This is a genomic window from Mycobacterium sp. 050134, assembly GCF_036409085.1.
Taxonomy (GTDB): Bacteria; Actinomycetota; Actinomycetes; order Mycobacteriales; family Mycobacteriaceae; genus Mycobacterium.
In genome coordinates this window covers 107,342-131,798 of record NZ_JAZGLV010000009.1, presented here as the reverse complement: position 1 = coordinate 131,798, position 24,457 = coordinate 107,342, and the positions used below count along the sequence as shown (strand labels likewise).

Below are 24,457 nucleotides of genomic sequence, written 5' to 3'. Positions count from 1 at the left end.
ACAGGGCCCCCGGGGATACACTCACGCACAGCGAATTCGTGCGGAAAGAGGAGCCCAACCCCATGGCCATCATCGACACGGACACCGAGGTTCGTACATCGTTCGAAGACGAGGTCGCCGCCACCCAGCGGTACTTCGACGGCCCGCGATTTGACAACATCACCCGCCTGTACACCGCCCGCCAGGTGGTCGAGCAACGGGGCACCATCCCCACCGACTACACCGTCGCCCGCGACGCGGCGGCCGCGTTCTACGACCGGCTGCGCGAACTATTTGCGGCGAAGAAGAGCGTGACGACCTTCGGCCCGTACTCGCCCGGCCAGGCCGTGAGCATGAAACGGATGGGCATCGAAGCCATTTATCTCGGCGGCTGGGCGACCTCGGCGAAGGGCTCCACCACCGAAGACCCCGGCCCCGACCTGGCCAGCTACCCGCTGAGCCAGGTGCCCGACGACGCCGCCGTCCTGGTGCGCGCCCTGCTCACCGCCGACCGCAACCAACACTTCCAGCGGCTGCACATGAGTGAGCAGCAGCGAGAGACGACGCCGGCGTACGACTACCGGCCGTTCATCATCGCCGACGCCGACACCGGGCACGGCGGCGACCCGCACGTGCGGAACCTCGTTCGCCGCTTCGTCGAGGTGGGCGTGCCGGGATACCACATCGAGGACCAGCGCCCGGGCACCAAGAAGTGCGGCCACCAGGGCGGCAAGGTATTGGTGCCGTCCGACGAACAGATCAAGCGCCTCAACGCCGCTCGGTTCCAGCTCGATGTCATGCGGGTGCCCGGCATCATCGTCGCGCGGACCGACGCGGAGGCGGCCAACCTGATCGACAGCCGCGGCGACGAGCGCGACCAACCGTTCCTCCTCGGCGCCACCAACCTGAACATCCCGTCCTACAAGGCGTGTTTCCTCGCCCTGGTTCGGCGGTTCTACGAGTTAGGCGTCAAGGACCTCAACGGCCACCTGCTGTACGCCATGGCCGACTCGGAGTACGCCGCCGCGATGGCTTGGCTTGAGCGCCAAGGAATTCAGGGCGTGATCTCCGACGCCGTCAACACGTGGCGGGAGAACGGGCAGGCGTCGATCGACGACCTCTTCGATCAGGTCGAGTCGCGGTTCGTGGCGGCCTGGGAGGACGACGCCGGGCTGATGACCTACGGCGAGGCCGTCGCCGAGATGCTCGCCTTCGGCGAGCGGGAGGGCGAGCCGGCCGGCATGAGTCCCGAGGAGTGGCGCGACTTCGCCGCCACCGCGTCGCTCTACGTCGCACGGGAGAAGGCCAAGGAGCTTGGCGTCAACCCCGGCTGGGATTGCGAGCTGGCGAAGACGCCCGAAGGCTACTACCAGATCCGCGGCGGCATTCCCTACGCGATCGCCAAATCGCTGGCGGCGGCGCCGTTCGCCGACATTCTCTGGATGGAGACCAAGACCGCCGATCTGGCCGACGCGCGGCAGTTCGCCGAGGCGATCCACGCGAAGTTCCCCAACCAGATGCTGGCCTACAACCTGTCCCCGTCGTTCAACTGGGACACCACCGGCATGACCGATGAGGAGATGCGGCGCTTCCCCGAGGAGCTCGGCAAGATGGGCTTCGTCTTCAACTTCATCACCTACGGCGGACACCAGATCGACGGTGTCGCGGCCGAGGAGTTCGCCACCGCGCTGCGGCAGGACGGCATGCTCGCGTTGGCGCGCCTGCAGCGCAAGATGCGCCTCGTCGAGTCCCCGTACCGGACACCCCAGACTCTGGTGGGCGGCCCGCGCAGCGACGCCGCCCTGGCGGCGTCGTCCGGGCGCACGGCGACCACCAAGGCCATGGGCAAGGGTTCGACGCAGCATCAGCACCTCGTCCAGACCGAGGTGCCGAAGAAGCTGCTGGAGGAGTGGCTGACGCTGTGGAGCGAGCACTACCACCTCGGCGAGAAGCTGCGGGTGCAACTGCGTCCGCGGCGGGCCGGCTCCGACGTGCTGGTGCTCGGCATCTACGGCAAGGGCGACGAGCAGCTGGCCAACGTCGTGTTCGACCCCATCCTGGACCGGCACGGCCGCAGCATCCTCACGGTGCGCGACCAGAACACGTTCGCGGAGAAGCTGCGCCAGAAGCGGCTGATGACGCTCATCCACCTCTGGCTGGTGCACCGGTTCAAGGCCGACGCGGTTTACTACGTCACGCCCACTGAGGACAACCTGTACCAGACCTCGAAGATGAAGTCGCACGGCATCTTCACCGAGGTCAACCAGGAGGTGGGCGAGATCATCGTCGCCGAGGTCAACCGGCCGCGCATCGAGGAGTTGCTCAAGCCCGACCGCGTGGCGCTGCGGAAGCTGATCACCAAAGAGGATTAGCCGGCGGTATATCGGCCGCGTCTTCATCGCTGGCTGGCCCCCGGGTGGCCTTCACCGCGTTACACCTCCTCGGCATGCGGCGGCATGCGGGGTTGCCCGTGCCTCACCGCTCGGCTTTCGATTCGCGCCCACCCGCCAGCCAGGCGCGGTCAGTCGTCGGGTGATACACGATCGTGACCTATTGCGATAGTTGCAGTGGTGTATGGTTGTCTCAGATCGAGAGCGCGCCAGATTCATCCAGACGCGCAGTGCCAGAAAGGATCGGCTGATGATGACACGAATCAAGACCCTGGGGACCCTGCTCGCCGGGACGGCTGTGGTCGCCCTGACAGTCGGATTCGGCGGAATGGTTGTTAGCCCGGACGGCGCCTCGGCGGCGCCGACCACGCCCAGCACCTCTGGCTCTGCACCGGTGAAGACCGTCGCAGCGGCTCCCGATGTGCACCACGCCACCCTGGCCGCCTGCGTGTCGGGTCTCGACTGCTAGCCGAAGGCGCGCGTGCGTTGGCGCGCCGAACTCCCTCGCCGATGGCCCACCACCACCCTGGGGTGGGCCATCGGCATCTTTACGTTTCGGCCGCCTTCGGCCGTTTGCGGCATGGCGGAGGTGGGTATCAACGGTCCGACGCAATGTGGCGCGAGCGGAGAGTGGGGATTCGGATGAGAATCGGAGTGCGCAACGCGGTCGCGGTCTTCGGCGGCGCCGCCATGCTTGTCCTGACCGTCGGCTGTGGCGGCGGGGGTAACAAAGGCCCCAGTAGCAGCACCACACCGACCACCACCCCCTCGTCGAGCGTGGCGCCGTCGACCACGCCGGGCGGGGGCGGCAGCGTTCCCGGCGGACCGACCGGCGGCGGCGGGCCCGGCGGCGGGGGCGGCAGCGTTCCCGGCGGACCGACCGGCGGCGGCGGGCCCGGCGGTGGCGGCGGCAGCATCCCCGGCGTCGGCGGCGGTGGCGGCGGGCCGGGCGGTGGCGGCGGCTGCGTCGGCAACATCTGCGGCGGTTTCTAAGCCTTTGAACTTCGCACTTCTGGGCGATTCCAAGCCCGAAGACTTGCTCCCGTAGTCGGTGGGGCCGGGACATCCCGGCCCCATCGGCTGAGCAAGATCAGACATCGGCCATTGCCAGTCGTCGGCCTAGGGCGGACCGACTTGTCGGAGTTATGGTTCTCCGCAACTCGGACGCAAGGGGATCTCGCATGACCAGGCTCAGGTTCGGATACTTCATCGCCCCGTTCCACCGGGCGGGCACCAACCCGACGCTGGCCCTGCAGCGCGACCTCGAATTCATCGAACATCTGGACGCCGTCGGCTTCGACGAAGTGTGGCTGGGCGAGCACCACTCCGCGGGCAGCGAGATCATCAGCTCGCCGGAGGTGTTCATCGCCGCCGCGGCGCAGCGCGCCAAGCGGATCCGGTTTGGCACCGGGGTTATCTCGCTCGCCTACCACAACCCCCTGTGGGTCGCCGACCGGCTGATGCTGCTCGACCACCTCACCCACGGCCGGGTGATCGGGGGGATGGGTCCCGGCTCGCTACCCACCGACTCCGCGATGATCGGGCTGACGCCCACCGACACCCGCGAACTCCTCGAGACGAACCTCGACATTGTCGTGCGCCTGCTCGCCGGGGAGACCGTCTCGGCGAAAACCGCCACCCACCAATTGTTCGACGCTCAGCTGCAGCTGGCGCCGTATTCCGACGGCGGCATCCCGCTGGCGGTCGCGGCCGTCGCCTCGCCGACCGGCGCGCGGCTTGCCGGCAAGCACGGGATCGGCTTGCTGTCGATCGGGGCGACGCTGACGATCGAGGGGTTCAACGCCCTGTCCTATCACTGGGGCATCGTCGAGGAGCGCGCGGCGGCGTTCGGCAGCCGGGTGGATCGCAAGAATTGGAGCCTGGTCGGGCTGTTCCACGTGGCGGAGACCGAGAAGCAGGCCCGCGAAGAGGTCAAGTTCGGCATCGAGCCGTGGTTCCGTTACTTCCAGAAGGTGGCCGCGTTCCCGCAGATGACCATGCCGGGTGACCAGCTCGACGAGATGATCGACGTCATCAACGAGAACGGGGCCGGCGTGATCGGCACGCCGGAACGGGCGCGGGCCCAGGTGCAGCGGCTCTGGGATCAGTCCGGCGGGTTCGGCTGCATGCTGCAGATGGGACACGAGTGGGCGAACCCGGCCGCCACCAAGCGGTCCGCGGAATTGTTCGCCGCCGAGGTGATGCCGCACTTCCAGGGGCAGGCACAGCCGACCCTGGACGCCGCCGCCCGCGCCGGTCAGGCTCGCGAGAGCCTCGCGCAATCGCAGCTGGACGCCGTCGCTTACATGACCAAGAAGTACGCGGACGAGGTCAGTTCGACGTAGCCGTTCCGATGCCGAATAACCGCGCGAGAACGGCACGCAGCTCCCGCATTTCGTCCGCACCGGGTGTGGCCGCCGAGGACGCCCACGCGACGTAACCGTCGGGGCGCACCAGCACCGCGGTGGCCGCGATCTCCCCAACGGCGCGGCCCACGGCGACCGTCAACTGGTCGTCGATGCCGGCGACCGCGGCCGCCACGGTGGCGCCCGCGGTGAGGTCGGCGAGGAGAGGCCGCCCGCTGCGTGCGAGTTCGGCGATCCGTCGCGTACCGCCGGCCGTCCCGACCGCGATGTCGGGCACCCAGTAGCCGACCAGCGGGTGTCCGAACGGTCCTGCACCGTAACGGTTTTCGGACCCCGAGATGAGTTCGCCGAGGCGGCGGACGATGTCCGGGTCGGTGATGAGCTCGGAGAACAGTTGACGCAGGGCGGTGACCTCGGGCCCCGGCCGGACGAGCGCGAGCTGCGCCCGGCTGTGCATGATGACCCGCTCCGCGGCCGGCCGGCGCTCCGCCTCGTAGCTGTCGAGCAGGGTCGCCGGCACGCGGCCGTTGAGGACGGCGGCCAGCTTCCAGCCGAGGTTCACCGCGTCCTGCAAACCCAGGTTGAGTCCCGGGCCGCCCATGGGCGAGTGGACGTGGGCCGCATCGCCCGCCAGGATCACTCGACCCAGCCGGTAGCGGGACGCGATGCGTGAGTTGATCCCGGAGAACCGGCGCAGGTCCAGGGGCCTATCCGGGTATGCCGGTCGCAGCGGCACGTCGGCGCCCAGGACCCGCTTGACGCTGACCTCCAACTCGGCGAGGCTCATGGGCTCAAGGTGGTCGTCATCGTCGCGGGGGTACTGGCGCGGCGCGTCGTCCAATTCGAAGACGATGATCGCCGGCCGTCCACCGAGGGCGCCATAGGCGACGACGCCATGGTCGGCCCGGTGAAACTGCAGCGGCGGGATGCCGCCGTAGCCTGGGATTTCCAGGACGCCGCTCACCGAGTCAACCCAGTCCTGCGGCGGCAGCACGTCGAATCCCATCCGCGCGACCACGTCATGCGAGGACGTGCCGGGAAACTCGATGCCGGCCGACTTCCGGGTCGGGCTCCGCCCGCCATCGGCCCCGACCAAATACTGCGCGTCCAGATCGTAGGGTCCGTCCGGGCCCGCGACGTGCACGGTGATGCCGTCGGCGTGCTGGTCGAAGCCGGTCATCGCGTGCCCCCAGCGGATGTCCGCCCCGTGTCCCGCGGCCCGGTCGGCGAGCACCTGAACCAGCCTGGGCTGTTGCACCGGCATGAGGAACACCTGCGGGTCCGCCACCAGCGTGAGATCCAGGGGGAACGCCGCGAACATCGCCCGCGGGTTGAGCCGGGGCGGCTCGGTGGTCTCGGCGAGCGTGCCGTAGAGCCCGCGGTGGTCCAGAATTCGAACCCCTTGACCGATAACGCCGTTGGCGCGGCGTTCCGGATTCGGGCCGGGCATCGGATCGAGCACCACGGGCCTGATCCCGTTCAACCCCAGCTCGCCGGCGAGCATCAACCCGTTCGGGCCCGCGCCCGCGATTACGACGGCAACCACTTAGCCCAGCTTAGGTATTTCCGGGACGGCCCGCCAACGACACTAAGCCAGCTGGCAGCGAAATGGCTTGGCGAACAGGCCTTCTGCGCTATCGCCCGGACTCGCGCTCGGCCGCCTTCACCAGCCGGCCCGCGAAGTACCGCACCGCGCCGCCCAGCGCGGCCTGGAACGCCGGACCGGTCCCGGGAACCTTCTCGACGAACGAGCCGATCCAGCGGATGTCCGTGCCGCCGGCCGGGTTGGGGGTGAAGAGCACCTCGGCGAAATAGTCGTCGACCGGGCTGCGGCCGACCATCTTGTAGGCGTGCCGACGATCCCGCTCGTAGGCGACGGTCTCCTCCTGCACGAGGACGGGCCACATCCCCAGCTTGCGGACCGCGCCCACCCCGTCCGGCGGGGGATCGCCCTGGCGGGCCCAGCTCGATTGCACGATGATGGGCTTGCCCCACTTCGACCAGTTCGCCCCGTCGGCCACGAGCCGGAACAGCGTCGCCGCCGGCGCGGTGCTGGTGCGGTTGATCTCGAACGAGAATTTCCGGCCCGACATGCCCGCCTCCCGGTGATAACGGCCCGCCGCCGCTGACTGGAACTGGCGCGTACCCTACCTCCCGTCGGCGCGCGCATATCGTCGGGCTCGTCCGGGCGACCCCGCTCACCGGCCGTCAGGCCCACGGCGGTCCGGCCGCCCCCGACGTCGACCCGGGTGAGCACCATCGGGGCCGGCGGCGCTGCCAGCAGGCGACCTAGGCCGGATTCGGAGATCCGGAAGAGTTCACCGGAGCCGTCGAACCGACCGGTGTAGCGGGCGCCCAGCTCCTCGAGACGGGACCGCAGCGATTGCGCGGGAGAATCGAGAAGCGCTAGCTGGCAACCGCTTTCGACGACCAACCCCGACGCCGTCCCAATCAGGCGGGCTGCGATGTCGACCGCGACCTGGTCACCGAACGCGGGCACCACGACCGTCACGCCGAACGGCGCACCCGCGGTCGTCGGCACCCCGGGAATCGCGACCGCGGCCATGTCGAGAACGTTGCCGAACGTGGTGAAGGTGCCCAGGCGGCGGTTGATCGAGTAGGGATCGGCCCGTATCTCGGCAAGCGTGGGGTGTTCGGTGGTGGTGGGCAGTAGCACCGCGTCGACGCCGGCGAGGAGGGCCGCCGCGCTCGCCCGCGCACACGCGAGCGCGTCCAGGTCAGCGGCGAACGCGGGGCCGGTGACCCCCCGCGCGGCGGTGATGATGTCGGCCACCACGGGATCGGCGCCCGTCGGCGCGCGGTCCAGGAATTCGCCGACCGCGGTGTACCTTTCGGCGACGAAAGCCTCGTCGTAGAGCAGCCGCCCCGCATCCAGCAGGGCGGAGACGTCGAGCGTTTCGACATCGAGTCCGGCGGCGGCGGCGCGCGCGGCCGTCTCGGCGAAGGCGTTCCGGTAGTCGTCGCTCAGAGCGGTCAGGTTGGCGTCGTCCGGGACCGCCACCCGCGGCGCGCACGGGGCAGCCAGGCGGACATCGGCCGGCCAGGCGCGGCTCCGGGGATCGCGGGGGTCGGGGCCCGCCATCACGGCGGTCGCCGCGGCTGCCGTCGTGAGGTCGGCCGCGAGGACCGACACGGCGTCGAAGCTGGCGCACGCCGGTACTACCCCGTGGGTCGGGACGACCCCCAGCGTGGGCTTGACGCCGACGATGCCGTTGAAGGCGGCCGGAACCCGGATCGATCCCGCGGTGTCGGTGCCTACACCGATGTCGGCGATGCCGAGCGTGACCGCGACGGCGGGCCCGGAACTGGACCCGCCCGCGATCAGCTCGGGGTGACGTGAATTGCGCACGGCCCCATAGGGACTCCGCGTCCCGGTCAGGCCGGTGCCGAATTGGTCGAGGTTGGCCTTGCCCAGCACGACCGCCCCCGCGGCGCGGAGTCGTTCCACGGCGACGGCGGTCGCCGGCGGCGCGTAGGAGAACGCGGGACACGCGGCGGTAGTGGGCAGGCCCACGACGTCGATGTTGTCCTTGACGGCGACGACCCGGCCCGCCAGGGGCAGGCGTTCGCCCGCGGCGATGCGCCGTTCTACGGCGTCGGCGTCGGCGAGCGCGTCGGCCTCCGGGCGCAGCGTGATCCAGACCTCGGGCCGGTCGACCTCGGCGATGCGGCGATACGCCGCGAACACCCGGGCGGTGGGGGATGGTTCCGGAATCACAGCAGATGCGGCGCGATCAGGACGGCGGCGCTGGACACCGCGAAGCCGATGAGGAAGGCGATGACGGTGAATCCCATCACCTGACGAACGTTGAGCTTGGCGATCGCGAGCACCGGCAGCAGCCAGAAAGGCTGGATCATGTTCGCGACCGCCTCGCCGTCGCCGACGGACATCGAGATCAGCCCGAGGTAGGTGGGGGAGTGCTGGCCGATCGCCAGCGCCGAGTCGACAGCGATGGGGCCCTGCACCGCCCAGTGCCCGCCGCCCGACGGCACGAACAGGGAGATCACCACCGAGCCGAGGAAGGTCAGGAACGGGAGGGTGTACTGGTCGGCGCCGCGCACGAGCGCCTCGGCGAGAACCGCCTGCAGCGCCTTCCCCGAACCGGCGGGCAGGTACCCCAGCAGGCCGACGATGCCGCCGTATAGCGGGTACTGCAGCAGCAGCGGCCCGGACACCTTCGCCGCGCCGGAGAACGCGCGGATGAAACGGATCGGCGTGCGGTGGAGCAACGCGCTGGTCACCGTGAACAGCATGATCATCGACGAGATGTTCAGCGCAAAGCCGCTCAGCACGAAGTAGGTGATGCCGGCGGCGAACACGACCACGTTGAGGATCCAGAGGTTCTCCAGCCATTCCGCGAACGTGCGCTTGCCTTCGGGCGCCGGTGGTTCGGGTTCCTCCTCGAAGACCGCCGGATCGGGCTGCAGCACATCCTTGGGTTCCATGCGCCAGATCGCGATGCCAACCAGGATGATCACGGCGATGACGGCCAGCCAGTTGTAGGGCTGGAAGACGGTCAGGCTCAGCGGGACCGTCATGCCGGTGATCTTGTGGATCACGTTGATCGGGCTGGTCCCGTCGGTGTTGGCGAGCGCGATCGATGACGATAGGCCCTGCGTCCAGACGATATAGCCCATGAAGCCGGTCGCGGTGAGGTAACCGAAGTGCGAGTCGGGAAAGCGTTTGGCGACCTGGCGGGCGAGCAGCGCGCCCGCCACCAGGCCGAGCCCCCAATTCAGCAGCGACAGCACGGCGCTGACGCCGAAGCACAACAGGGCACCCCGCACCTGGTTGCTGGGCCTGCTGGCGACATTGACGATGCCCCTCTTCACAACGGGCGCCTCGGCGAGGGTGTAGCCCGTCACCAGGATGAGAACCATCTGGAACGCGAAGGTGAAGATGTTCTGCGGCCCCCACACCCCGCCGTACCACGCCTTGAGCACGCCGGCGGGCGTCGCGCCGCGGACGAGCAGCGCGACGAGAGCGACGACGATCGCCGTGAGGATGACCGCGAACAGGTACGGGTCCGGCATGAAGCGTTCGACATACCGGACGCATACGGAGGTCAGAGCCTGAACCGGGCCTCGACGTTCGACCCGCCGTTCCGCTGTCGCCGTCATCGGTCTCCCTTGTTTCGTCCTTCGAATGGCGGTCCGCCGGACCGCCGAAGTCCCGCCTCAGGCAACTCCAAACGTGTTGCCAACAGGTGAATTCGAGAGCGCCCGCGGCCGGTGACAATCACGATTGTCGCGGTCGCGTAACACCGGCGGGTGAGGATCGCCACACCGGCACCGGACCCGCCGGGCCGACGGCGCCAGGAAGCCCGGCTCGCCGCTGCCAGCCACCTAGACTGCGCTCTATGGATCGGCAGAATTCGACGGCCGTCCCCGGCCTGCTCCAGATCGAGGACTGTCTGGACGCCAACGGTGGCGTCACGCTGCCGCCGGGCGTCACGCTGATATCGCTCATCGACCGCAACATCGCCAACGTGGGCGATGCCGTGGCGTATCGCTTCCTGGACTACAACCGCGGGGTCGACGGGCAGGTCGCCGAGGTGACCTGGACCCAGTTCGGTGCCCGATTGGAGGCGATCGGCGCGCGGGTGCAGCGGGTGGCGGGCCGCGGGGAGCGGGTCGCGGTCCTCGCACCCCAGGGCATCGACTACGTCGCGGGCTTCTACGCCGCGATCAAGGCCGGCGCGATCGCCGTGCCGCTGTTCGCCCCGGAGTTGCCGGGACACGCCGAGCGCCTCGACACGGCGCTGCGAGATTCGGAGCCCACGGCGGTGCTCACGACGACGGCGGCCCGCGACGCGGTGGAGAAATTCCTCGCAACCCTGCCGACCGGGGCGAGGCCGGACGTCGTCGTCATCGACGAGATCCCCGATTCGGAGGGCGAGCACTTCGCGGCGACCGAGCTGGGGATGGACGACGTGTCCCACCTGCAGTACACCTCCGGCTCGACGCGACCGCCGGTCGGCGTGGAGATCACGCACCGGGCGGTCGGCACCAACCTGGTGCAGATGATCCTGTCGATCGACCTGCTGGACCGCAACACCCACGGCGTCAGCTGGTTGCCCCTGTACCACGACATGGGCCTGTCGATGATTGGCTTCCCCGCGGTGTACGGCGGGCATTCCACGCTAATGGCGCCCACTGCGTTCGTGCGCCGGCCGCTGCGGTGGATCCAGGCGCTGTCCGCCGGGTCGCGCCAGGGCCGCGTGGTCACCGCGGCCCCGAACTTCGCGTACGAGTGGGCCGCTCAGCGTGGCCTGCCCGGGCCCGGGGACGACATCGACCTGCGCAACGTGGTGATGATCATCGGGTCCGAGCCGGTGAGCATCGACGCGATCAAGACGTTCACCCGGGCGTTCGGCGGCCATGGGCTGCCGAACACGGCGTTCAAGCCGTCCTACGGCATCGCGGAAGCGACGTTGTTCGTGGCGACCATCGCCCCGGCCGCGGAGCCGTCGGTCGCCCACCTCGACCGTGAGGAGCTCGGCGCCGGCCGTGCGGTGCGCGTCGCGGCCGACGCCCCCAACGCGGTGGCGCAGGTGTCGTGCGGTCGGGTCGCGCGCAGCCTCTGGGCGGTAATCGTCGACCCCGCGACCGAGACGGAACTGCCCGACGGCCACGTCGGCGAGATCTGGTTGCAGGGCGAGAACGTCGGCCGGGGGTACTGGGGTCTGCCGGAGGAGACGCAACTGGCGTTCGGGGCGAAGCTGCAGGCGAGGCTCGAGCAGGGCAGCCACGCGGAGGGGTCGTCCGTCGCGCGGACCTGGCTGCGGACCGGGGACCTGGGGTTCTACCTCGACGGTGAGCTCTACGTGGCGGGCCGCGTTGCGGATCTGGTGACGATCGACGGCCGCAACCACTACCCGCAGGACATCGAGGCGACCGCGGCGCAGGCGTCCCCGATGGTCCGGCGTGGCTACGTGACGGCGTTCTCCGTGCCGGCCGCCGCCGGCGACGGCCTGGTTATCGTCGCCGAGCGCGCGGCCGGCACCAGTCGCGACGATCCGGCGCCGGCGATCGAGGCGATCCGGGCCGCGGTGGGGCAGCAACACGGCGTGCCGGTGAGCGACGTCCTCTTCCTGCCGGCCGGCGCCATCCCTCGCACCACCAGCGGCAAGCTGGCCCGCCGGGCGTGCCGTGCGCAGTACCTCGCGGGCAAGCTGGGCGTGCACTGAGATCCGCGGGGCTCCGAGCGTGGGCCCTGGGTACGCGGCACCGCCCCGAAACCCAATCTTCTGGTCACCCCGCCCGCTGAATGGGCAGTCGGCATCCCGGGCGACGAGTGTGCATTCAGAGCGACGAGTGTGCATCCAGAGCGCGGAAAACCCAAGAAACCCCGCCCTCGCTTCACAATCAACGCCCCGGATGCACGCTCGCCCGCCACACGCCCAGCGGCCCCCGCGCTCGGTGCGACCGAACGCCCCTCGGGGATGGCATCCTGGCCGTATGGGCCTGGTGTTCCGGTTACTGGAGCTGCTGATCGTGCTCCTGCCGCTGGCCGGTGTGATCATGGCCGCGGTGAAGGCGTTCGCCACTCACCGGCGGCGCGCCGACGAGCCGGGCCGGCTCGATCGCCCGCAGGCTACCGACGCCTCGCGCCCCGCCAACAACCCGGCGGCGCAGTGGAGGTCGCTGCGGCGGGTCATCGAGGAGCACAGCCGCACCGACGCGCGGTGGCTGGACTATGAGCTGGACATCGCCAAGCTGCTCGACTTTCCGCTGATGACCGACATGCGAGACCCGCTCACGATCGCCTTCCACAAGGCCAAGCTGCGAGCGGACTTCCTGCGCCCCGGCAAAGCCGAGGACCTGCTCGACGACCCAGAGTCCGCCGCGCAGTATCGGATCGCCGTCGAGGACTACGCGACCGCGTTCCACGTGGCCGAGTCCGAGGCGATCCGTCGGCGCCGTAACGATTTCTCCCGGGCGGATCAGCAGCGGATCGCACGCGCCCAGAGCCTGCTGCGGGTGGCGGCGGATTCCGCGGCGGCGCCCCAGGAACGCCAGAGCGCGTACGACCGGGCCCGCAAGGAACTCGAGGGGCTGGTCGTTCTGCCGGCCACCACCCAGGCCGGCATCGAGCGGGGGATCTCGGGCGAACTGGAGGGCTAGGCGGGCGCCGGATGCGGTGTCACGATGAGCGGATGACCGGCGCGGCGCCCATCGACCCCGGCGGGGAATCCGCGCTCGGGGGATACCCCCTCACCGCCCCGCCCCTTCTCGGTCCCGTGACCTTCGACCAGCGCTGGTGTGACGTGACGTTCGTACACTGGCCGGTGCGACCCGAGAGCGTCGGGGGCCTGTTCCCTCCGGGGACCCGGCCCGACGTCTTCGCCGGCGCCACCTATGTCGGGTTGGTCCCGTTCGCGATGAGGAGCACCAAAGTCGGCTCGGGCGTTGATATTCCGTACTTCGGTAGCTTCTTGGAGACGAACGTCCGCCTGTACTCGATCGACGGCGCCGGCCGTCACGGCGTCCTGTTCCGGTCCCTGGAGACGGCGCGCCTAGCCGTCGTGCCGGCCATCCGGCTGACGTTGGGCGTCCCCTATACCTGGGCCAAAATGCGGATGACCCGAGACGGCGACCGCCTCACGTATCGCAGCGTGCGCCGCTGGCCACACCGCGGCCTGCGCAGCCACCTGACGGTCACCGTGGGCGAGCCGGTCGCACCCACGCCGCTGGAGGTGTGGCTCACCGCTCGATGGGGTGCGCACACTCGCAAGGCCGGCCGCACCTGGTGGGTGCCGAACGAGCACGACCCGTGGCCGTTGCGCGCCGCGGAGATCGTGGAGCTGAGCGACGAGCTGGTCGGCGCCGCGGGGGCGCACCCAGCAGGCGAGCGGCTGCGTGCGCTGCACTCATCGGAGATGCGGACCCGCTTCGGGCGGCCCCGCGTCGTTCGCTGATCGGCGTGATCAGACGCAGGTGTAACCGCCGTCGATGACGAGGTCGGATCCGGTCATGTAGCTGGACGCGTCGCTGGCCAGGTAGAGGTACAGGCCGACGAGTTCCTCGGGCCGGCCCAGCCGGCCCATCGGTATCTTCGGCTCCCACTGGGCGTGGAATTCGGCCAGCGGCTCGACGAGCTCGGTGCGGATGTAGCCGGGGCTGACGCTGTTGACGCGGATCCGGTGCGGCGCGAGCTCGACGGCCATCGCCTTGGTCAGGTGGATCACCGCGGCCTTCGAGGTGCAGTAGTGGCCGACGCGCTGCGGGGCGTTGATGATGTGCCCGGACATGGAGGCGGTGTTGATAATGACCCCGCCCCGGCCCTGCCCGACCATCGCCCTGGCCGCCGCCTGGGCGGTGAGGAACACGCCGTTGACATTGGTGCTCTGGATGCGCTGGAACTCCTCCGGCGAGATGTCCAGCATCCCCTCGGCCGCGATGATGCCGGCGTTGCAGACGGCGATATCGACGCCACCGAGCTCCGCGGTCACCCGGTCCACCATGCCGGTGACCTCGTCCGGACGCGTGACGTCGCAACGGACGGGCAGCACCCTGGCCGCTCCGGCGTCCGCCAGTTCGCGCGAGACACCCTCCAGCGCGTCGAAATGCCTTGCCGCAACGGCTACTTGCGCTCCCGCTTCCAGATAGGCCCGCGCGACCTGCTTGCCGATGCCGCTGGACGCCCCCGTCACCAGGGCCGTCTTGCCGCGTAAGTCGAACAATTCGAGCACATTCATCCGATATCCCCATCCACGCGTAGGGCTGACCACCTGGTTCTAGTCTGTCCGCCATGGGCAAATTCAACAGGGCCGAAATCGATCAAGCCGTCCGGAACTACACGACCGTCGTCGAGGGATGCAGCGCGTCGGGGGACTGGCGACCTTTCGCCGACCTCTTCACCGAGGACGTCGTCTACACCGAGCACCACTACGGCGTCTTCCATGGGCGCGAGGCGGTGCGCGACTGGATCGTCGCCGTCATGGCGCCGTTCCCGCACATGCGATTTCCGTCCGAGTGGATCGCCTACGACGACGAGAACGACGCCGTCGTCATCATGATCAAGAACCTGCTCGATCACCCGTCCGACCCGGAGGGTGAGCCGTTCTGGTTCCCGAACTGGACCCGGCTGGTCTACGCCGGCGACGGATTGTTCTCCAGCGAGGAGGACATCTACAACCCCGCCCGCGACGCGCCCCGGGTGGTGACCGCGTGGTTGCAGGCGGGCGGCCAGCTCGCGTCGACCGAGATTCTGCAGCCGAACGCGTAGCCGCTACTCCGCGGCGACGGGGTTGCCCCGCCGCGGCCGCCGGGAGCGCGCCGCGCCCAGCGCCTGCTCCCACGCGAGCAACGTGGCCGCCTTGAGGTTGGCGGGGTTGACGCTGTCGCGCGAAAGCAGCGCCGTTGCGGCAGCTTTGGTGGCCACCGACGCCTTCGACACGTGGCCGGAGTCGAACGGCGGTTGCGGGTCGTATTCGAGTGCGAGCTGGATCGCCCTGGCGCGGGCCTCACCGCCGATCTCCCCGGCCAGCCACAGCGCGAGGTCGAGGCCGGCCGATACGCCGGCACTGGTCACGACGTTGGCCTGGCGCACGACGCGCTCATCGCCGACGGGGACGGCGCCGAACGCTTTGAGCGCGGGGACGGTCAGCCAGTGCGACGTCGCGCGCCGGTCGGTCAGCAGGCCGGCGGCGGCCAGGATCACCGAGCCCGAGCACACCGACGTCGTCCAGGCGGCGTCCCGGCTGGACCCGCGCAGCCAGTCCAGGAGCGCCTCGTCGCGCGCGTGCACCGGGGTCGAGGCGCCGCCGGGCACGAGAATCACGTCCGGCCTTCGGGTTTCGGCCAGCGTGTGGGTGGCCCCGATGACCAGGACACCGGAGTCGGCCGTGATCGGCCCCGTCTCGTGCCAGACGAACCGCACCTCCGTGCCGGGTAGGTTGCGCAGCACCTCGTAGGGTCCGATCATGTCCAGCGCGGTGAGCCCCGGGTAGGTCACGAAGGCGATCTGAGTCATTGCCGTCCCATCTGTCTAGGCGAAGGCTTTGCGGTACTGGTCAGGCGAGACGCCGATCCGGCGAATGAAGTTGCGCCGCATCGTTTCCGCCGTGCCGAAGCCGCACCGTGCGGCGATGGCGACGACGGTGTCGTCGGTCTCTTCCAATTGCCGGCGTGCGGCCTCGGTGCGAATCCGCTCGACGTAATGACCGGGGGCCTCGCCGACCTCGTCGGTGAACACCCGGGTGAAGTGGCGCGGGCTCATCGCCGCCCGGCGGGCCAGCTCGCCGATGCTGTGCGGTCCGCTCGGCTCCGCCTCGATGGCCTCCTGCACCTCCCGGATGGGCGTGCGCTTGGCGCGCGGCATCCAGACGGGCGCCGCGAACTGCGTCTGCCCGCCCGGGCGGCGCAGGTGCAGGACCAGCCAGCGCGCGACCGTCTGCGCCACTTCGGTGCTGTGGTCGTCCTCGACCAGCGACAGCGCGAGATCGATTCCCGCGGTGACGCCCGCGGCCGTCCAGACCGTCTGCGAACTGCGGACGAAGATCGGATCGGGGTCGACGTTCACGCACGGAAACTCCCGGGCAAGCCGGCCGGCGAAGGCCCAGTGCGTGGTCACCCGGCAGCCGTCCAAGAGCCCCGCCTCGGCGGCGAGGAACGCCCCGGTGCAGACGGTGACGACCCGGCGCGCGGTTTTCGCGGCCGCCTTGACCCAGGCCAGCAGCTCGGCGTCGGACCGCGCGGCATCGATGCCACTACCTCCGGGCAGCACGATCGTGTCGACCGGACACTGCGGGTCCGGCAGCGGCTCACCGACGAAGCTCAGGCCGGTCGCGGTCGACACCGGCCGGCCGTCGACCGAGGCCAACACGACGCGGTAGCCGCCGTCGGTGAGCAGCGCGGCGCCGGAGAACACTTCGTGCGGCCCCACCACGTCGAGGGCCTGCACGCCGGGAAATCCGGCGATGACCACGTTTCGGACCATGCCTTCAGTGTTGGCCGGCCGGGTGCGTGTCGTCTACGCCGGTTAGCCCACGATTTAGGACAAGACACCTGGCCCGAAGCCCTCGCATCGGCCTTGGCAGACTGTGCCCATGGCACAGATAACCTTGCGTGGAAATCCGATCAACACCGTCGGCGAGCTTCCGTCCGTCGGATCGACTGCCCCCTCCTTCAACCTGACCGGCGGGGACCTCGGCCCGGTCAGCAGCGACCAGTTCAGCGGAAAGCCCGTGGTGCTGAACATCTTTCCGTCCGTCGACACCCCGGTGTGCGCCGCGAGCGTGCGCAAGTTCAACGAGCGTGCCGCCGGCGGCGGCGTCTCGGTGGTGTGCGTGTCGAAGGACCTGCCGTTCGCCTTCTCCCGGTTCTGCGGCGCTGAGGGCATCGAGAACGTGAAGACGGCGTCGGCATTCCGGGACAGCTTCGGCGAGGACTACGGCCTCACCATCACCGACGGCCCGATGGCGGGCTTGCTCGCCCGGGCCATCGTGGTGATCGGCGCCGACGGCAAGGTCACCTACACGGAGTTGGTGCCCGAGATCGCCCAGGAGCCCGACTACGACGCCGCGCTGGCCGCGGTCGGCTGACGGCTCAGGCGCCGGCGGTCGGCGGTCGGCGGTCGGCGGGAGGCGATCCGCCGCGGCGGCCAGCGCCTCCCGGCACCCCGCCCATGTTGTCCCGATGATGTCGGCTGCGGGCGGCGGCAGCACCATGGTCGAGGCGCCGAATCGGTTCTTGGACCCGCCGCCCTCGACGCCCCCGATCACCAGCCCGTCCACTCTGCCCTCGACCGCCGTCCGGGCGGCGGCCAGGCTGCCCACCACGTGATCCCGGTTGAACAGCAGCGTGATGTTGGCGCCCGCCAGCCGGGCACCGGCGATGTGGGTCATCTGCGCCTGGATGATCGGGACGTCGATCCGCGCGAGGGCGCAGGCCCGGTTGGATCCGAGCGCGCTCATCGGTCGCGGGGGTCGACGAGGTTGCGGAAGCCTTCGGCCGGAAAGACGGCGGCACCTAGGCAGCGGACCCGTTCGATCAGGGCGCGGTCGGACGTCACCACCCGCACCCCGGCCGGCCGGGCATCGGAGCGCACCAGGCGGACGATCTCGTCGTCGGCGGAGTTCGGCGCTGCCCGCGGCGCGTGCGCGACCTCGACGACCGAGGCGGGGATCGGCGCCCGCGGCGGCCGCTCCAGCACCACGGTGACGGCCTCGGCCTCGGCCGCGGCCCAGCGGTCGATCTTCTCGACCAGCGCGACGACCGCGCCGCCGCGGTCCCGCCACCATCCGTCGGGGCGGCTCCCGATGACATTCATCGCGTCGACGATCCAGCGGTGAAACGTCCCGGGCATGCCCTGCGCCGTACCGGGGTCGGTCACCCGCTTCTCCTTTGCCGTCGGATACCAGCGCAAGCGTAAGAGGCCCGAACGCGTGCGGATAGTTCGCTCGGCCACCGATTACAGTTTTCTCGTCGCAACCGTCTCCGATGATGGGGAGAAGACAATGACGTCGACAGTCGACACGGACAACCGGGTTGTCTCGCTGGCGCGCGGCATGCGCGAACTCGTGCGGTCCGAGGCCGCCGCCTCCGAACAGGAGCGCACCCTCACCGCGAGGATCGTCGACGAGATGTGGTCCTGCGGGCTGATGTCCGCGTTCAACCCCGTGCCGGCCGGCGGGGTCGAACCGTCGTTCTCCGAGATGATCGAGACCTGGATCGAAATGGCTTGGCAGGATGGGTCTTTCGGCTGGATCGGCATCGCCAACCTGCCGTCGTCGTTCGCGGCCGCGGCCTACCTGCCCGACGACGGCTTCGCCGAGGTGTTCGCGGCACACGACAACCGCGTCACCCTGGGCGGTCAGTTCTTTCCCAACGGGCAGGGCATCGCCGTCGAGGGTGGCTACCTGCTCAACGGGGCGTGGAACTTCGGCTCCGGCGTCGGCCACTCGCAATACGTCGCGGCCGGGTTTGTGCCGATGGACGAGGGGGAGATGCGCTGGATCAGCGAGGGCCTCCCGGAAATGCGGGTCGCCGTGGTCCCGCGCGAGCAGATCAGCTTCAACGACGGCTGGCATGTGCAGGGCCTCAAGGGAACCGGTTCGTACGACTACAGCGCGCAGGACGTGTTCGTGCCGTCGTGCCGCACGTTCGAACTATTCGTCCGGCAGCCACACCGGGGCACCTCACCGGCGGGGCGCATGGGCCTGATGCCAGTGACGGCCGCCGGCCACGCGTCGTGGGCGTTGGGGGTCGCCAAGAGCATGCTCGACGATGTCCAGGAATTGGCGGCGACGAAGTTCCGGATGAGCGACATGGCATCGCTAGCCAGCCGGCCCACTTTCCAGAAGGGGCTGGCCCATCACCGGGCCGCGTGGCGCGCGGCCCGCCTGCTGGTGCTCGACGCATTCACCTCGGCGGAGGACGCCGTCAGCGGGGGCAAGGACCTGACCCCCGTGCTGCGGGCGGACATGCGTGTCGCCGCCGTCTACGCCACCGACACGGCGCGGGCCTGCGCCGAGTGGGCCCATCTGGTCGCGGGCACCAGCTCCATCCGCGAGGGCACCCGCCTCGAACGCGCTTTCCGGGACATCTACACCGGGACGCAGCATGCGTTCATCAGCGAGAAGGTGGCCATCGACGCGGCGCAGATATGGCTCGGCATCATCGAGGACCAACCGGGGCTATAGCATCACGCCGCGGGGATCCTCGGCGCCCCGGTCTTCTGCGGTTTCTTTGTCGTCTGGGTCGTCCGACGACGCGAGAGTCGGCGCGGTGGACGAGGCCGCCGGCCCGGCGGCGGCGCCACCCATCGAGGCGACCTGGCCGATCGAGCTCAGCGGGGCGGCGCCGGCGCCCAGCACGGTGGATGCGACGTTGGCCGCCGCCGGCACCGCCGTCGCCGGATTGGTCGCCGCGATGCCCTCGACCAGGTTCCCGAGCAGCGGCGTGCGTGCCGCCGCCGCGAGGGCTTCCGCGGACATGGGCCCGGCGGCGAGGTTTCCGCCGCCCCCAAACGCCTGGCTTGCGAATCGGGCGCCGCTCACCGTCAGCAATCCCGCCGCCTCACCGTCGACCTGTGTGTACATCTGCGTGATCTCAGTCACAGCCGCACCCGCGCGGGCGAGTTCCTGCTGGGCGGCGGCGGTGAGTGCCAGCATCGCCTCGGCCTCCGCCGCGAACGCCGCCGCCGCCTGCATCGACACCTCTTCGGCCCCGGCCGGCGCCAAGGCGGTCAGCGACGGCAGTGCAGCGGCGCCGAAACCCAATGCGCGGGTGGCGATTTCGACCAACTCGGCTCCGATCGCGGCGGCTGCGTAATCAATTGACATCGGTTCCACGTGAGACCGCTCCTATAACGCCTATCCGTTCCGGCCGCGCTGGCCATTAGGACGATTCTAAAGCCCGGCGGACCGGCTCAGCGCACCTTTTTGGCTAGGGACGCGGGAGGCCGGGGGCCGGCGCGGGAGCGGTTATGCCGCCGGGCATCATCGGGTGCATCATTCCGCCGCCCATCATGGGACAGGTTCCCATCCGCCCGCCGGCACCCATCGGGCCGGGGCGCCCATCGCCGTAGCCGCCCGACGACCCGCCCAGGAAAAAGCCGGCGAAAAAGACCACCGCGACGACGAACACGATCCCCGCGACGATGCCGACGGCCGCGGCCACCTCGAACAGCCTGCCCGGCCGCTCGTCGTCGCCGGACGGCTCCGTCACGACCGCCGGGTCGGCGGCGAGTTCGTCTGGATGCGTCATGTGTCGAATGATGTCGCACCCTTGTCACCGAGAGTAGGGACCATTGGCCCTAATGGGCGGGAACGGCGGTACGGCGTTGCGGGCCAACAGGTGCGGGGCTACGCAGGATGAGGCCCCGCAACGGCATTCGACGCTGCCGCACCACGCGGGCGAACCGCCGGGCGCTGGCCTACCATCAGCGCATGCGCGGATCCAAGGTCCTCATCACCGGCCCTACCGGCCAGATCGCCACCCCCATCGCAACCTCCCTGGCGCGCAACAACGAGGTGTGGGGGATCGCGCGCTTCACCCACCCGGACACGCGGGACGCGCTCGAGAAGGCCGGCGTGCGGTGCCAGGCCGTCAACCTGGCGGCCGGCGAATTCGGCGATTTGCCAACGGACTTCGACTATGTGCTGAACCTGGCGGTCGCCAAGAGCGGGCACTGGGACAAGGATCTCGCGGCCAACGCGGAGTCGGTCGGCGCGCTGATGGCGCACTGCCGCGGCGCCAAGGCATTCCTGCACTGCTCGTCGGCGGCGGTCTACGACCCGCCGGGCGACGAACCCCGCGCCGAGGACGCCGCCCTGGGCGACAACCACAAGCCCCTGTTCCCCACCTATTCCATCTCGAAGATCGCCGGCGAGGTCGTCGCCCGCTCGACGGCCCGAGTCCTCGGCATTCCCACCACGATCGCCCGACTCAACGTCCCGTATGGCGACAACGGGGGCTGGCCGTTCTACCACATGGAGATGATGCTGGCCGGCATCCCCATCCCGGTCCCGACCGGTGGACCCGCCCGCTACAACCCCATCCACGAGGACGACATCATCGCGACCATCCCGAAGCTGCTTGCCGCGGCATCGGTACCGGCGACCACCGTCAACTGGTGCGGCGAGCAGACCGTCAGCATCCAGGAGTGGTGCGGGTACCTGGGCTCGCTCGTCGGCAAGGAGCCGGTCTTCGAGGAGAGCGCGCAGGCGCTGCGGGGCAACCCGACCGACGCGACCCGGATGCGCGAGCTGATCGGGGGGACGTCGGTGGACTGGCGCGACGGGCTGCGGCGGATGGCGGCCAAGTTCCATCCGGAGCTCGTCAGCGCGGAATGACGATCCGCGAGTCATAACGCGGCGGGCGTCCCGCTGGCGCCGGTTACGCGTAGCGCGGGCGGGGTTCGACGATGCGGGCCGCCGCCTCGACGGCGGCGGCGCGGCGCCGGGCGATGACGTCTGGATCGGTGGTGGCGGCCGCGGGGTCCGGCCAGTGCGCCCAGGCCAACCCGATGGCGAACAGGAAGACGAGCAGCTGCTGCGGTTCCCACTCGGGATCGACGTGGCCGTCCGCCTGCGCCTGCTCGATGGCCGCGACAGCCCGCTCGGGCGGGTGTTCGCCGTCGAACTCGGGCTTGTCCAGCGGAAACCCTTCCAGCTTCGCCCAGGTGATCATTCGCAGATGCTCGGGCCGGCTCTGGGCCAGGTCGAAGACGCCGCCGACGAACTCGGGGACGGCATCCGGGCGTAGCTCGACAGCGCTCAGGAACTCGGCGCCGTCGGTGCTCACCACATCCCGGAACAACGTCTCCTTGTCGCCGAAGTGCGCGTAGAGGCGTTCCTTGCTCGCGTTTGCCGCCCGGGCGATGCGGTCGATGCGCCCGCCGGCCAGGCCGTACTGCGCGAACTCCGCGCGAGCGGCGGCCAGGATCTCGCCGCGCAGCTCAGTTCGGGTCCTCATGAGGAATATCATAGTCAGACGAACTGGTTCGTCTGTTATGGTGGTGGCGACGACGAAGTTCGAGAGAAAGGAAGGCGCCCCGATGGCCGCCAACGAAGCGCTGGAACAGGCGATTGCGAACATGCCGAGGGGCGGCCCCGACGCCTCGTGGCTCGATCGGCGATTCGAAACCGACACGCTGGAGTACCTCGACCGCGACGACGTTCCGGACGAAGTGAAGCAACGGGTCATCGGCATGCTCGACCGCCTGGGCGCACTGACCAACCAGCACGAAAAGCACGCGCGCGCCGCGCTCGAGGTGGTCGCGGACGTCCCCAACCCGCGGATCCTGGAACTGGGCGCCGGCCACGGCAAGCTCTCGGCGCAGATCCTCGAGCAGCATCCGACGGCCAACGTCACGGTCAGCGACGTGGACCCCACCTCGGTGGCCAACATCGCCGGCGGGGCGCTCGGCAGCCACCCGCGAGCCCGGGCGCAGGTGATCGATGCCACTGCGATCGACGCAGCGGACAACAGCTACGACCTGGTGGTGTTCGCGCTGGCCTTCCACCACCTGCCGCCGGCCGTGGCCTGCCGCGCCATCGCCGAGGCGACCCGGGTGGGCAAGCGATTCCTGGTCATCGACCTCAAGCGGCGAAACCCGCTCGCCACCATGTTGTTTCCCGTGTTGGCGCTGCCCATGAATCTCATCATGCTGCCGTGGTCGTGGGTGTGGCCCGGCCTGCATGACGGGTTCATCAGCGCGTTGCGCGCCTACAGTCCGTCCGCGCTGGAAACCCTTGCGTGCGCGGTCGATCCGGCAATGCGGGTCGAGGTGCTGCCCTCGAAGGCGCGGTTCGGCCCGCCGTCGATCACCGTCGTGTTCTCCCGACCGGACGCGGACGACCGTGGCTGAGGGCATCGACCTGACCGCCATCATGCGGCCGAACGGGCGGGTTCGGACGCTGCGCCGGGCGCTCGACTCGGTGACCGAGTGGCTGCGGCCGGTCTCCGATCTGTCCCGGCCCTACGTCGCCGGCGCCGAAAATCTTCCCCGTGACGGCCGATTCCTGCTGGTGGGCAACCACACCCAGTTCGGGTCGGAGATCTTCCTGATCTCCGATGCGGTGCGTCGGGAGGTCGGGACCCGGGTGCGCCCCCTGGCCGACCGCGGCTTCGGCCGGATGCGTGGGCTGCCCGCCGATTTACTGGCGGCGTTCGGCGGAGTGGTCGGCGCACCGGAGACGGCCCATGAACTGATGCGCCACGACCAGACCATCCTCGTGTTTCCCGGCGGCGGCCGGGAAATCCCCAAGTTCAAGGGCGAGGAGTACACCCTGCGCTGGCAGGGCCGTGCAGGATTCGCCCGGATCTCGGTGGAGAACGGCTACCCGATCGTGCCGGCCGGCCTCGTCGGCGGCGACGACGTCTACCGCAGCCTGACCACTCGCGACAGCGTCTACGGCAGGTTCAGCGAGGCATTGGGCCGCAGGCTGAACGGCCGCCCCGACATGGCCATGCCGCTGCTGCGGGGGATCGGCCCCACCTGGATCCCGCGGCCACAGCGCATGTATTTGCGCTTCGGGACGCCCATCGATACGACGACGCCGTTGGGCGTGACCGGGGAGCAGTGGGTGGACATCGTCAAGGCGCGCACCCAGCGGGCGCTCGAGGAGATCCTGGTCGACCTGCGGCAAGTGCGTGCCGACGACCCGTTTCGGGAACTCAACCCGCTGGCGTGGAGCGGCGCCGTGGTCCCGTGAGCGACTCTCACGCGCCTCGCCTTACCCCCTCCCGCGACGACACGTAACCGGTTGCGACGACACGCCGACGCCGCTCGCAGTGGTTTACGTCTCGCGGGCCAGGACGAGGGGAGGCGAGGCCGGCGACCGGCGCGAGCTCTCGACGCGGAAAAGTTCCGAACCTGAGGCAGGTTCGGAACTCTCCGGGGCCGGACGGGGCTCAAGATCCCTTGCTGTAGCGGGTGAGGAATCCGACGGCGGCGACGCCCGCGGCGGCGCCGATGACTCCCCACAGCACGAGCTGGAAGGCCATCGCCCCCATCAACCAACCGAACGTCATCCCGATGTAGAGGACCCAGAACAGGCGGAAGACGCTCCACAGGGCGACCAGGCCGGCGCTGATGCCGATGTACAGGCTGCGCTGCCGGTCGACGCGGTTGATCTGCTCTTCGATGCCGGTGGGCACGATCTTCATGTGTGGTTTCCTTTCGTGTGGCGCCGCCGGAGTTGGCGTCGTCGTTGCGATGAGTACAGACCGCACCGGTGGCTACCGATC

The 24,457-nt window shown here is 69.7% G+C and carries 24 protein-coding genes and 2 pseudogenes; 13 read left to right on the top strand and 13 right to left on the bottom strand.

The window, feature by feature from the left end:
• Nucleotides 1-62 precede the first annotated feature (62 nt).
• From aceA to SKC42_RS12825, 4 genes are all read left to right on the top strand, one after another.
• Nucleotides 63-2,351 carry an isocitrate lyase ICL2 gene (gene aceA, locus SKC42_RS12840; protein WP_330964678.1) on the top strand — a complete coding sequence of 763 codons (2,289 nt, stop codon included), beginning with the start codon at nt 63-65 and terminating at the stop codon, nt 2,349-2,351.
• A gap of 268 nt (nt 2,352-2,619) precedes the next feature.
• Nucleotides 2,620-2,838 (top strand): hypothetical protein, encoded by a 219-nt coding sequence (locus tag SKC42_RS12835; RefSeq protein WP_330964677.1) that lies wholly within the window; start codon nt 2,620-2,622, stop codon nt 2,836-2,838.
• Nucleotides 2,839-3,011: 173 nt separating this feature from the next.
• Nucleotides 3,012-3,362: a hypothetical protein gene (locus tag SKC42_RS12830; protein WP_330964676.1), complete on the top strand. Its 351-nt coding sequence runs from the start codon at nt 3,012-3,014 to the stop codon at nt 3,360-3,362.
• A gap of 188 nt (nt 3,363-3,550) precedes the next feature.
• Nucleotides 3,551-4,714, top strand: coding sequence for an LLM class flavin-dependent oxidoreductase (locus SKC42_RS12825; RefSeq protein ID WP_330964675.1), 1,164 nt, complete (start codon nt 3,551-3,553; stop codon nt 4,712-4,714).
• Here the strand turns inward: SKC42_RS12825 and SKC42_RS12820 are convergent.
• The 4 genes and pseudogenes from SKC42_RS12820 to SKC42_RS12805 all read right to left on the bottom strand — a co-directional run bounded on the left by SKC42_RS12820 (nt 4,701) and on the right by SKC42_RS12805 (nt 9,877).
• Nucleotides 4,701-6,281 carry an FAD-dependent monooxygenase gene (locus SKC42_RS12820; protein ID WP_330964674.1) on the bottom strand — a complete coding sequence of 527 codons (1,581 nt, stop codon included), beginning with the start codon at nt 6,279-6,281 and terminating at the stop codon, nt 4,701-4,703. The two genes, SKC42_RS12825 and SKC42_RS12820, sit on opposite strands and share 14 nt — an antisense overlap.
• 88 nt (nt 6,282-6,369) lie before the next feature.
• Entirely contained in the window at nt 6,370-6,828 is a 459-nt protein-coding gene (locus SKC42_RS12815; protein ID WP_330964793.1) for an SRPBCC family protein, read from the bottom strand.
• A gap of 113 nt (nt 6,829-6,941) precedes the next feature.
• Nucleotides 6,942-8,474: pseudogene (locus tag SKC42_RS12810) on the bottom strand (allophanate hydrolase); the annotation flags it as partial.
• Nucleotides 8,471-9,877, bottom strand: coding sequence for a TIGR00366 family protein (locus SKC42_RS12805; protein WP_330964673.1), 1,407 nt, complete (start codon nt 9,875-9,877; stop codon nt 8,471-8,473). The gene SKC42_RS12805 and the pseudogene SKC42_RS12810, both read right to left, overlap by 4 nt.
• A 239-nt stretch (nt 9,878-10,116) precedes the next feature.
• Between SKC42_RS12805 and SKC42_RS12800 the strand changes: the two genes are divergently transcribed.
• From SKC42_RS12800 to SKC42_RS12790, 3 genes are all read left to right on the top strand, one after another.
• A complete protein-coding gene (locus SKC42_RS12800) occupies nt 10,117-11,946 on the top strand; it encodes a fatty acyl-AMP ligase (protein WP_330964672.1) in 1,830 nt (609 codons plus the stop codon).
• Nucleotides 11,947-12,217: 271 nt separating this feature from the next.
• Entirely contained in the window at nt 12,218-12,883 is a 666-nt protein-coding gene (locus tag SKC42_RS12795; RefSeq protein ID WP_330964671.1) for a hypothetical protein, read from the top strand.
• 32 nt (nt 12,884-12,915) lie between these two features.
• The gene (locus SKC42_RS12790) at nt 12,916-13,677 is read left to right on the top strand and encodes a YqjF family protein (protein ID WP_330964670.1); all 762 of its coding nucleotides are present in this window, start codon (nt 12,916-12,918) and stop codon (nt 13,675-13,677) included.
• A gap of 9 nt (nt 13,678-13,686) precedes the next feature.
• On the opposite strand, the gene SKC42_RS12785 is transcribed toward SKC42_RS12790, so the two are convergent.
• Entirely contained in the window at nt 13,687-14,457 is a 771-nt protein-coding gene (locus SKC42_RS12785; protein ID WP_330964669.1) for an SDR family oxidoreductase, read from the bottom strand.
• A gap of 53 nt (nt 14,458-14,510) precedes the next feature.
• Between SKC42_RS12785 and SKC42_RS12780 the strand changes: the two genes are divergently transcribed.
• Nucleotides 14,511-14,987: a nuclear transport factor 2 family protein gene (locus SKC42_RS12780; RefSeq protein ID WP_330964668.1), complete on the top strand. Its 477-nt coding sequence runs from the start codon at nt 14,511-14,513 to the stop codon at nt 14,985-14,987.
• Between the two features lie 3 nt (nt 14,988-14,990).
• On the opposite strand, the gene SKC42_RS12775 is transcribed toward SKC42_RS12780, so the two are convergent.
• Both SKC42_RS12775 and SKC42_RS12770 read right to left on the bottom strand, forming a co-directional pair.
• Nucleotides 14,991-15,734, bottom strand: a complete 744-nt coding sequence (locus SKC42_RS12775; RefSeq protein WP_330964667.1) for a DJ-1/PfpI family protein — start codon at nt 15,732-15,734, stop codon at nt 14,991-14,993.
• A 15-nt stretch (nt 15,735-15,749) separates the two neighbouring features.
• Nucleotides 15,750-16,700: a GlxA family transcriptional regulator gene (locus SKC42_RS12770; protein WP_330964666.1), complete on the bottom strand. Its 951-nt coding sequence runs from the start codon at nt 16,698-16,700 to the stop codon at nt 15,750-15,752.
• A 109-nt stretch (nt 16,701-16,809) separates the two neighbouring features.
• Here SKC42_RS12770 and tpx point away from each other — a divergent pair, with 109 nt between their 5' ends.
• Nucleotides 16,810-17,304, top strand: coding sequence for a thiol peroxidase (gene tpx, locus SKC42_RS12765; RefSeq protein WP_330964665.1), 495 nt, complete (start codon nt 16,810-16,812; stop codon nt 17,302-17,304).
• 102 nt (nt 17,305-17,406) lie between these two features.
• Here tpx and SKC42_RS12760 read toward each other — a convergent pair.
• Together SKC42_RS12760 and SKC42_RS12755 are read right to left on the bottom strand one after the other, a co-directional pair.
• Nucleotides 17,407-17,676: pseudogene (locus SKC42_RS12760) on the bottom strand (nitronate monooxygenase); the annotation flags it as partial.
• Nucleotides 17,673-18,068 carry an NYN domain-containing protein gene (locus SKC42_RS12755; protein ID WP_330964792.1) on the bottom strand — a complete coding sequence of 132 codons (396 nt, stop codon included), beginning with the start codon at nt 18,066-18,068 and terminating at the stop codon, nt 17,673-17,675. The pseudogene SKC42_RS12760 and the gene SKC42_RS12755, both read right to left, overlap by 4 nt.
• A 151-nt stretch (nt 18,069-18,219) precedes the next feature.
• Between SKC42_RS12755 and SKC42_RS12750 the strand changes: the two genes are divergently transcribed.
• A complete protein-coding gene (locus SKC42_RS12750; RefSeq protein WP_330964664.1) occupies nt 18,220-19,404 on the top strand; it encodes an acyl-CoA dehydrogenase family protein in 1,185 nt (394 codons plus the stop codon).
• Here the strand turns inward: SKC42_RS12750 and SKC42_RS12745 are convergent.
• Both SKC42_RS12745 and SKC42_RS12740 read right to left on the bottom strand, forming a co-directional pair.
• Nucleotides 19,399-20,046, bottom strand: coding sequence for a PE domain-containing protein (locus SKC42_RS12745; protein WP_330964663.1), 648 nt, complete (start codon nt 20,044-20,046; stop codon nt 19,399-19,401). The two genes, SKC42_RS12750 and SKC42_RS12745, sit on opposite strands and share 6 nt — an antisense overlap.
• Nucleotides 20,047-20,149: 103 nt before the next feature.
• Nucleotides 20,150-20,470 carry a hypothetical protein gene (locus SKC42_RS12740; protein WP_330964662.1) on the bottom strand — a complete coding sequence of 107 codons (321 nt, stop codon included), beginning with the start codon at nt 20,468-20,470 and terminating at the stop codon, nt 20,150-20,152.
• Between the two features lie 182 nt (nt 20,471-20,652).
• Between SKC42_RS12740 and SKC42_RS12735 the strand changes: the two genes are divergently transcribed.
• Nucleotides 20,653-21,558, top strand: a complete 906-nt coding sequence (locus SKC42_RS12735) for an NAD-dependent epimerase/dehydratase family protein (RefSeq protein ID WP_330964661.1) — start codon at nt 20,653-20,655, stop codon at nt 21,556-21,558.
• Nucleotides 21,559-21,601: 43 nt separating this feature from the next.
• Here SKC42_RS12735 and SKC42_RS12730 read toward each other — a convergent pair whose 3' ends face one another.
• A complete protein-coding gene (locus SKC42_RS12730) occupies nt 21,602-22,180 on the bottom strand; it encodes a TetR family transcriptional regulator (RefSeq protein WP_330964660.1) in 579 nt (192 codons plus the stop codon).
• Between the two features lie 82 nt (nt 22,181-22,262).
• On the opposite strand from SKC42_RS12730, the gene SKC42_RS12725 reads away from it, so the two are divergent.
• Nucleotides 22,263-23,075: a class I SAM-dependent methyltransferase gene (locus SKC42_RS12725; protein ID WP_330964659.1), complete on the top strand. Its 813-nt coding sequence runs from the start codon at nt 22,263-22,265 to the stop codon at nt 23,073-23,075.
• Complete coding sequence (locus SKC42_RS12720; RefSeq protein WP_330964658.1) at nt 23,068-23,922, top strand: lysophospholipid acyltransferase family protein; 855 nt, start codon at nt 23,068-23,070, stop codon at nt 23,920-23,922. The genes SKC42_RS12725 and SKC42_RS12720 overlap by 8 nt, the downstream gene beginning before the upstream one ends.
• 199 nt (nt 23,923-24,121) lie before the next feature.
• Here the strand turns inward: SKC42_RS12720 and SKC42_RS12715 are convergent, their stop codons facing one another.
• Nucleotides 24,122-24,376 (bottom strand): hypothetical protein, encoded by a 255-nt coding sequence (locus SKC42_RS12715; RefSeq protein WP_330964657.1) that lies wholly within the window; start codon nt 24,374-24,376, stop codon nt 24,122-24,124.
• Nucleotides 24,377-24,457: the final 81 nt, after the last annotated feature.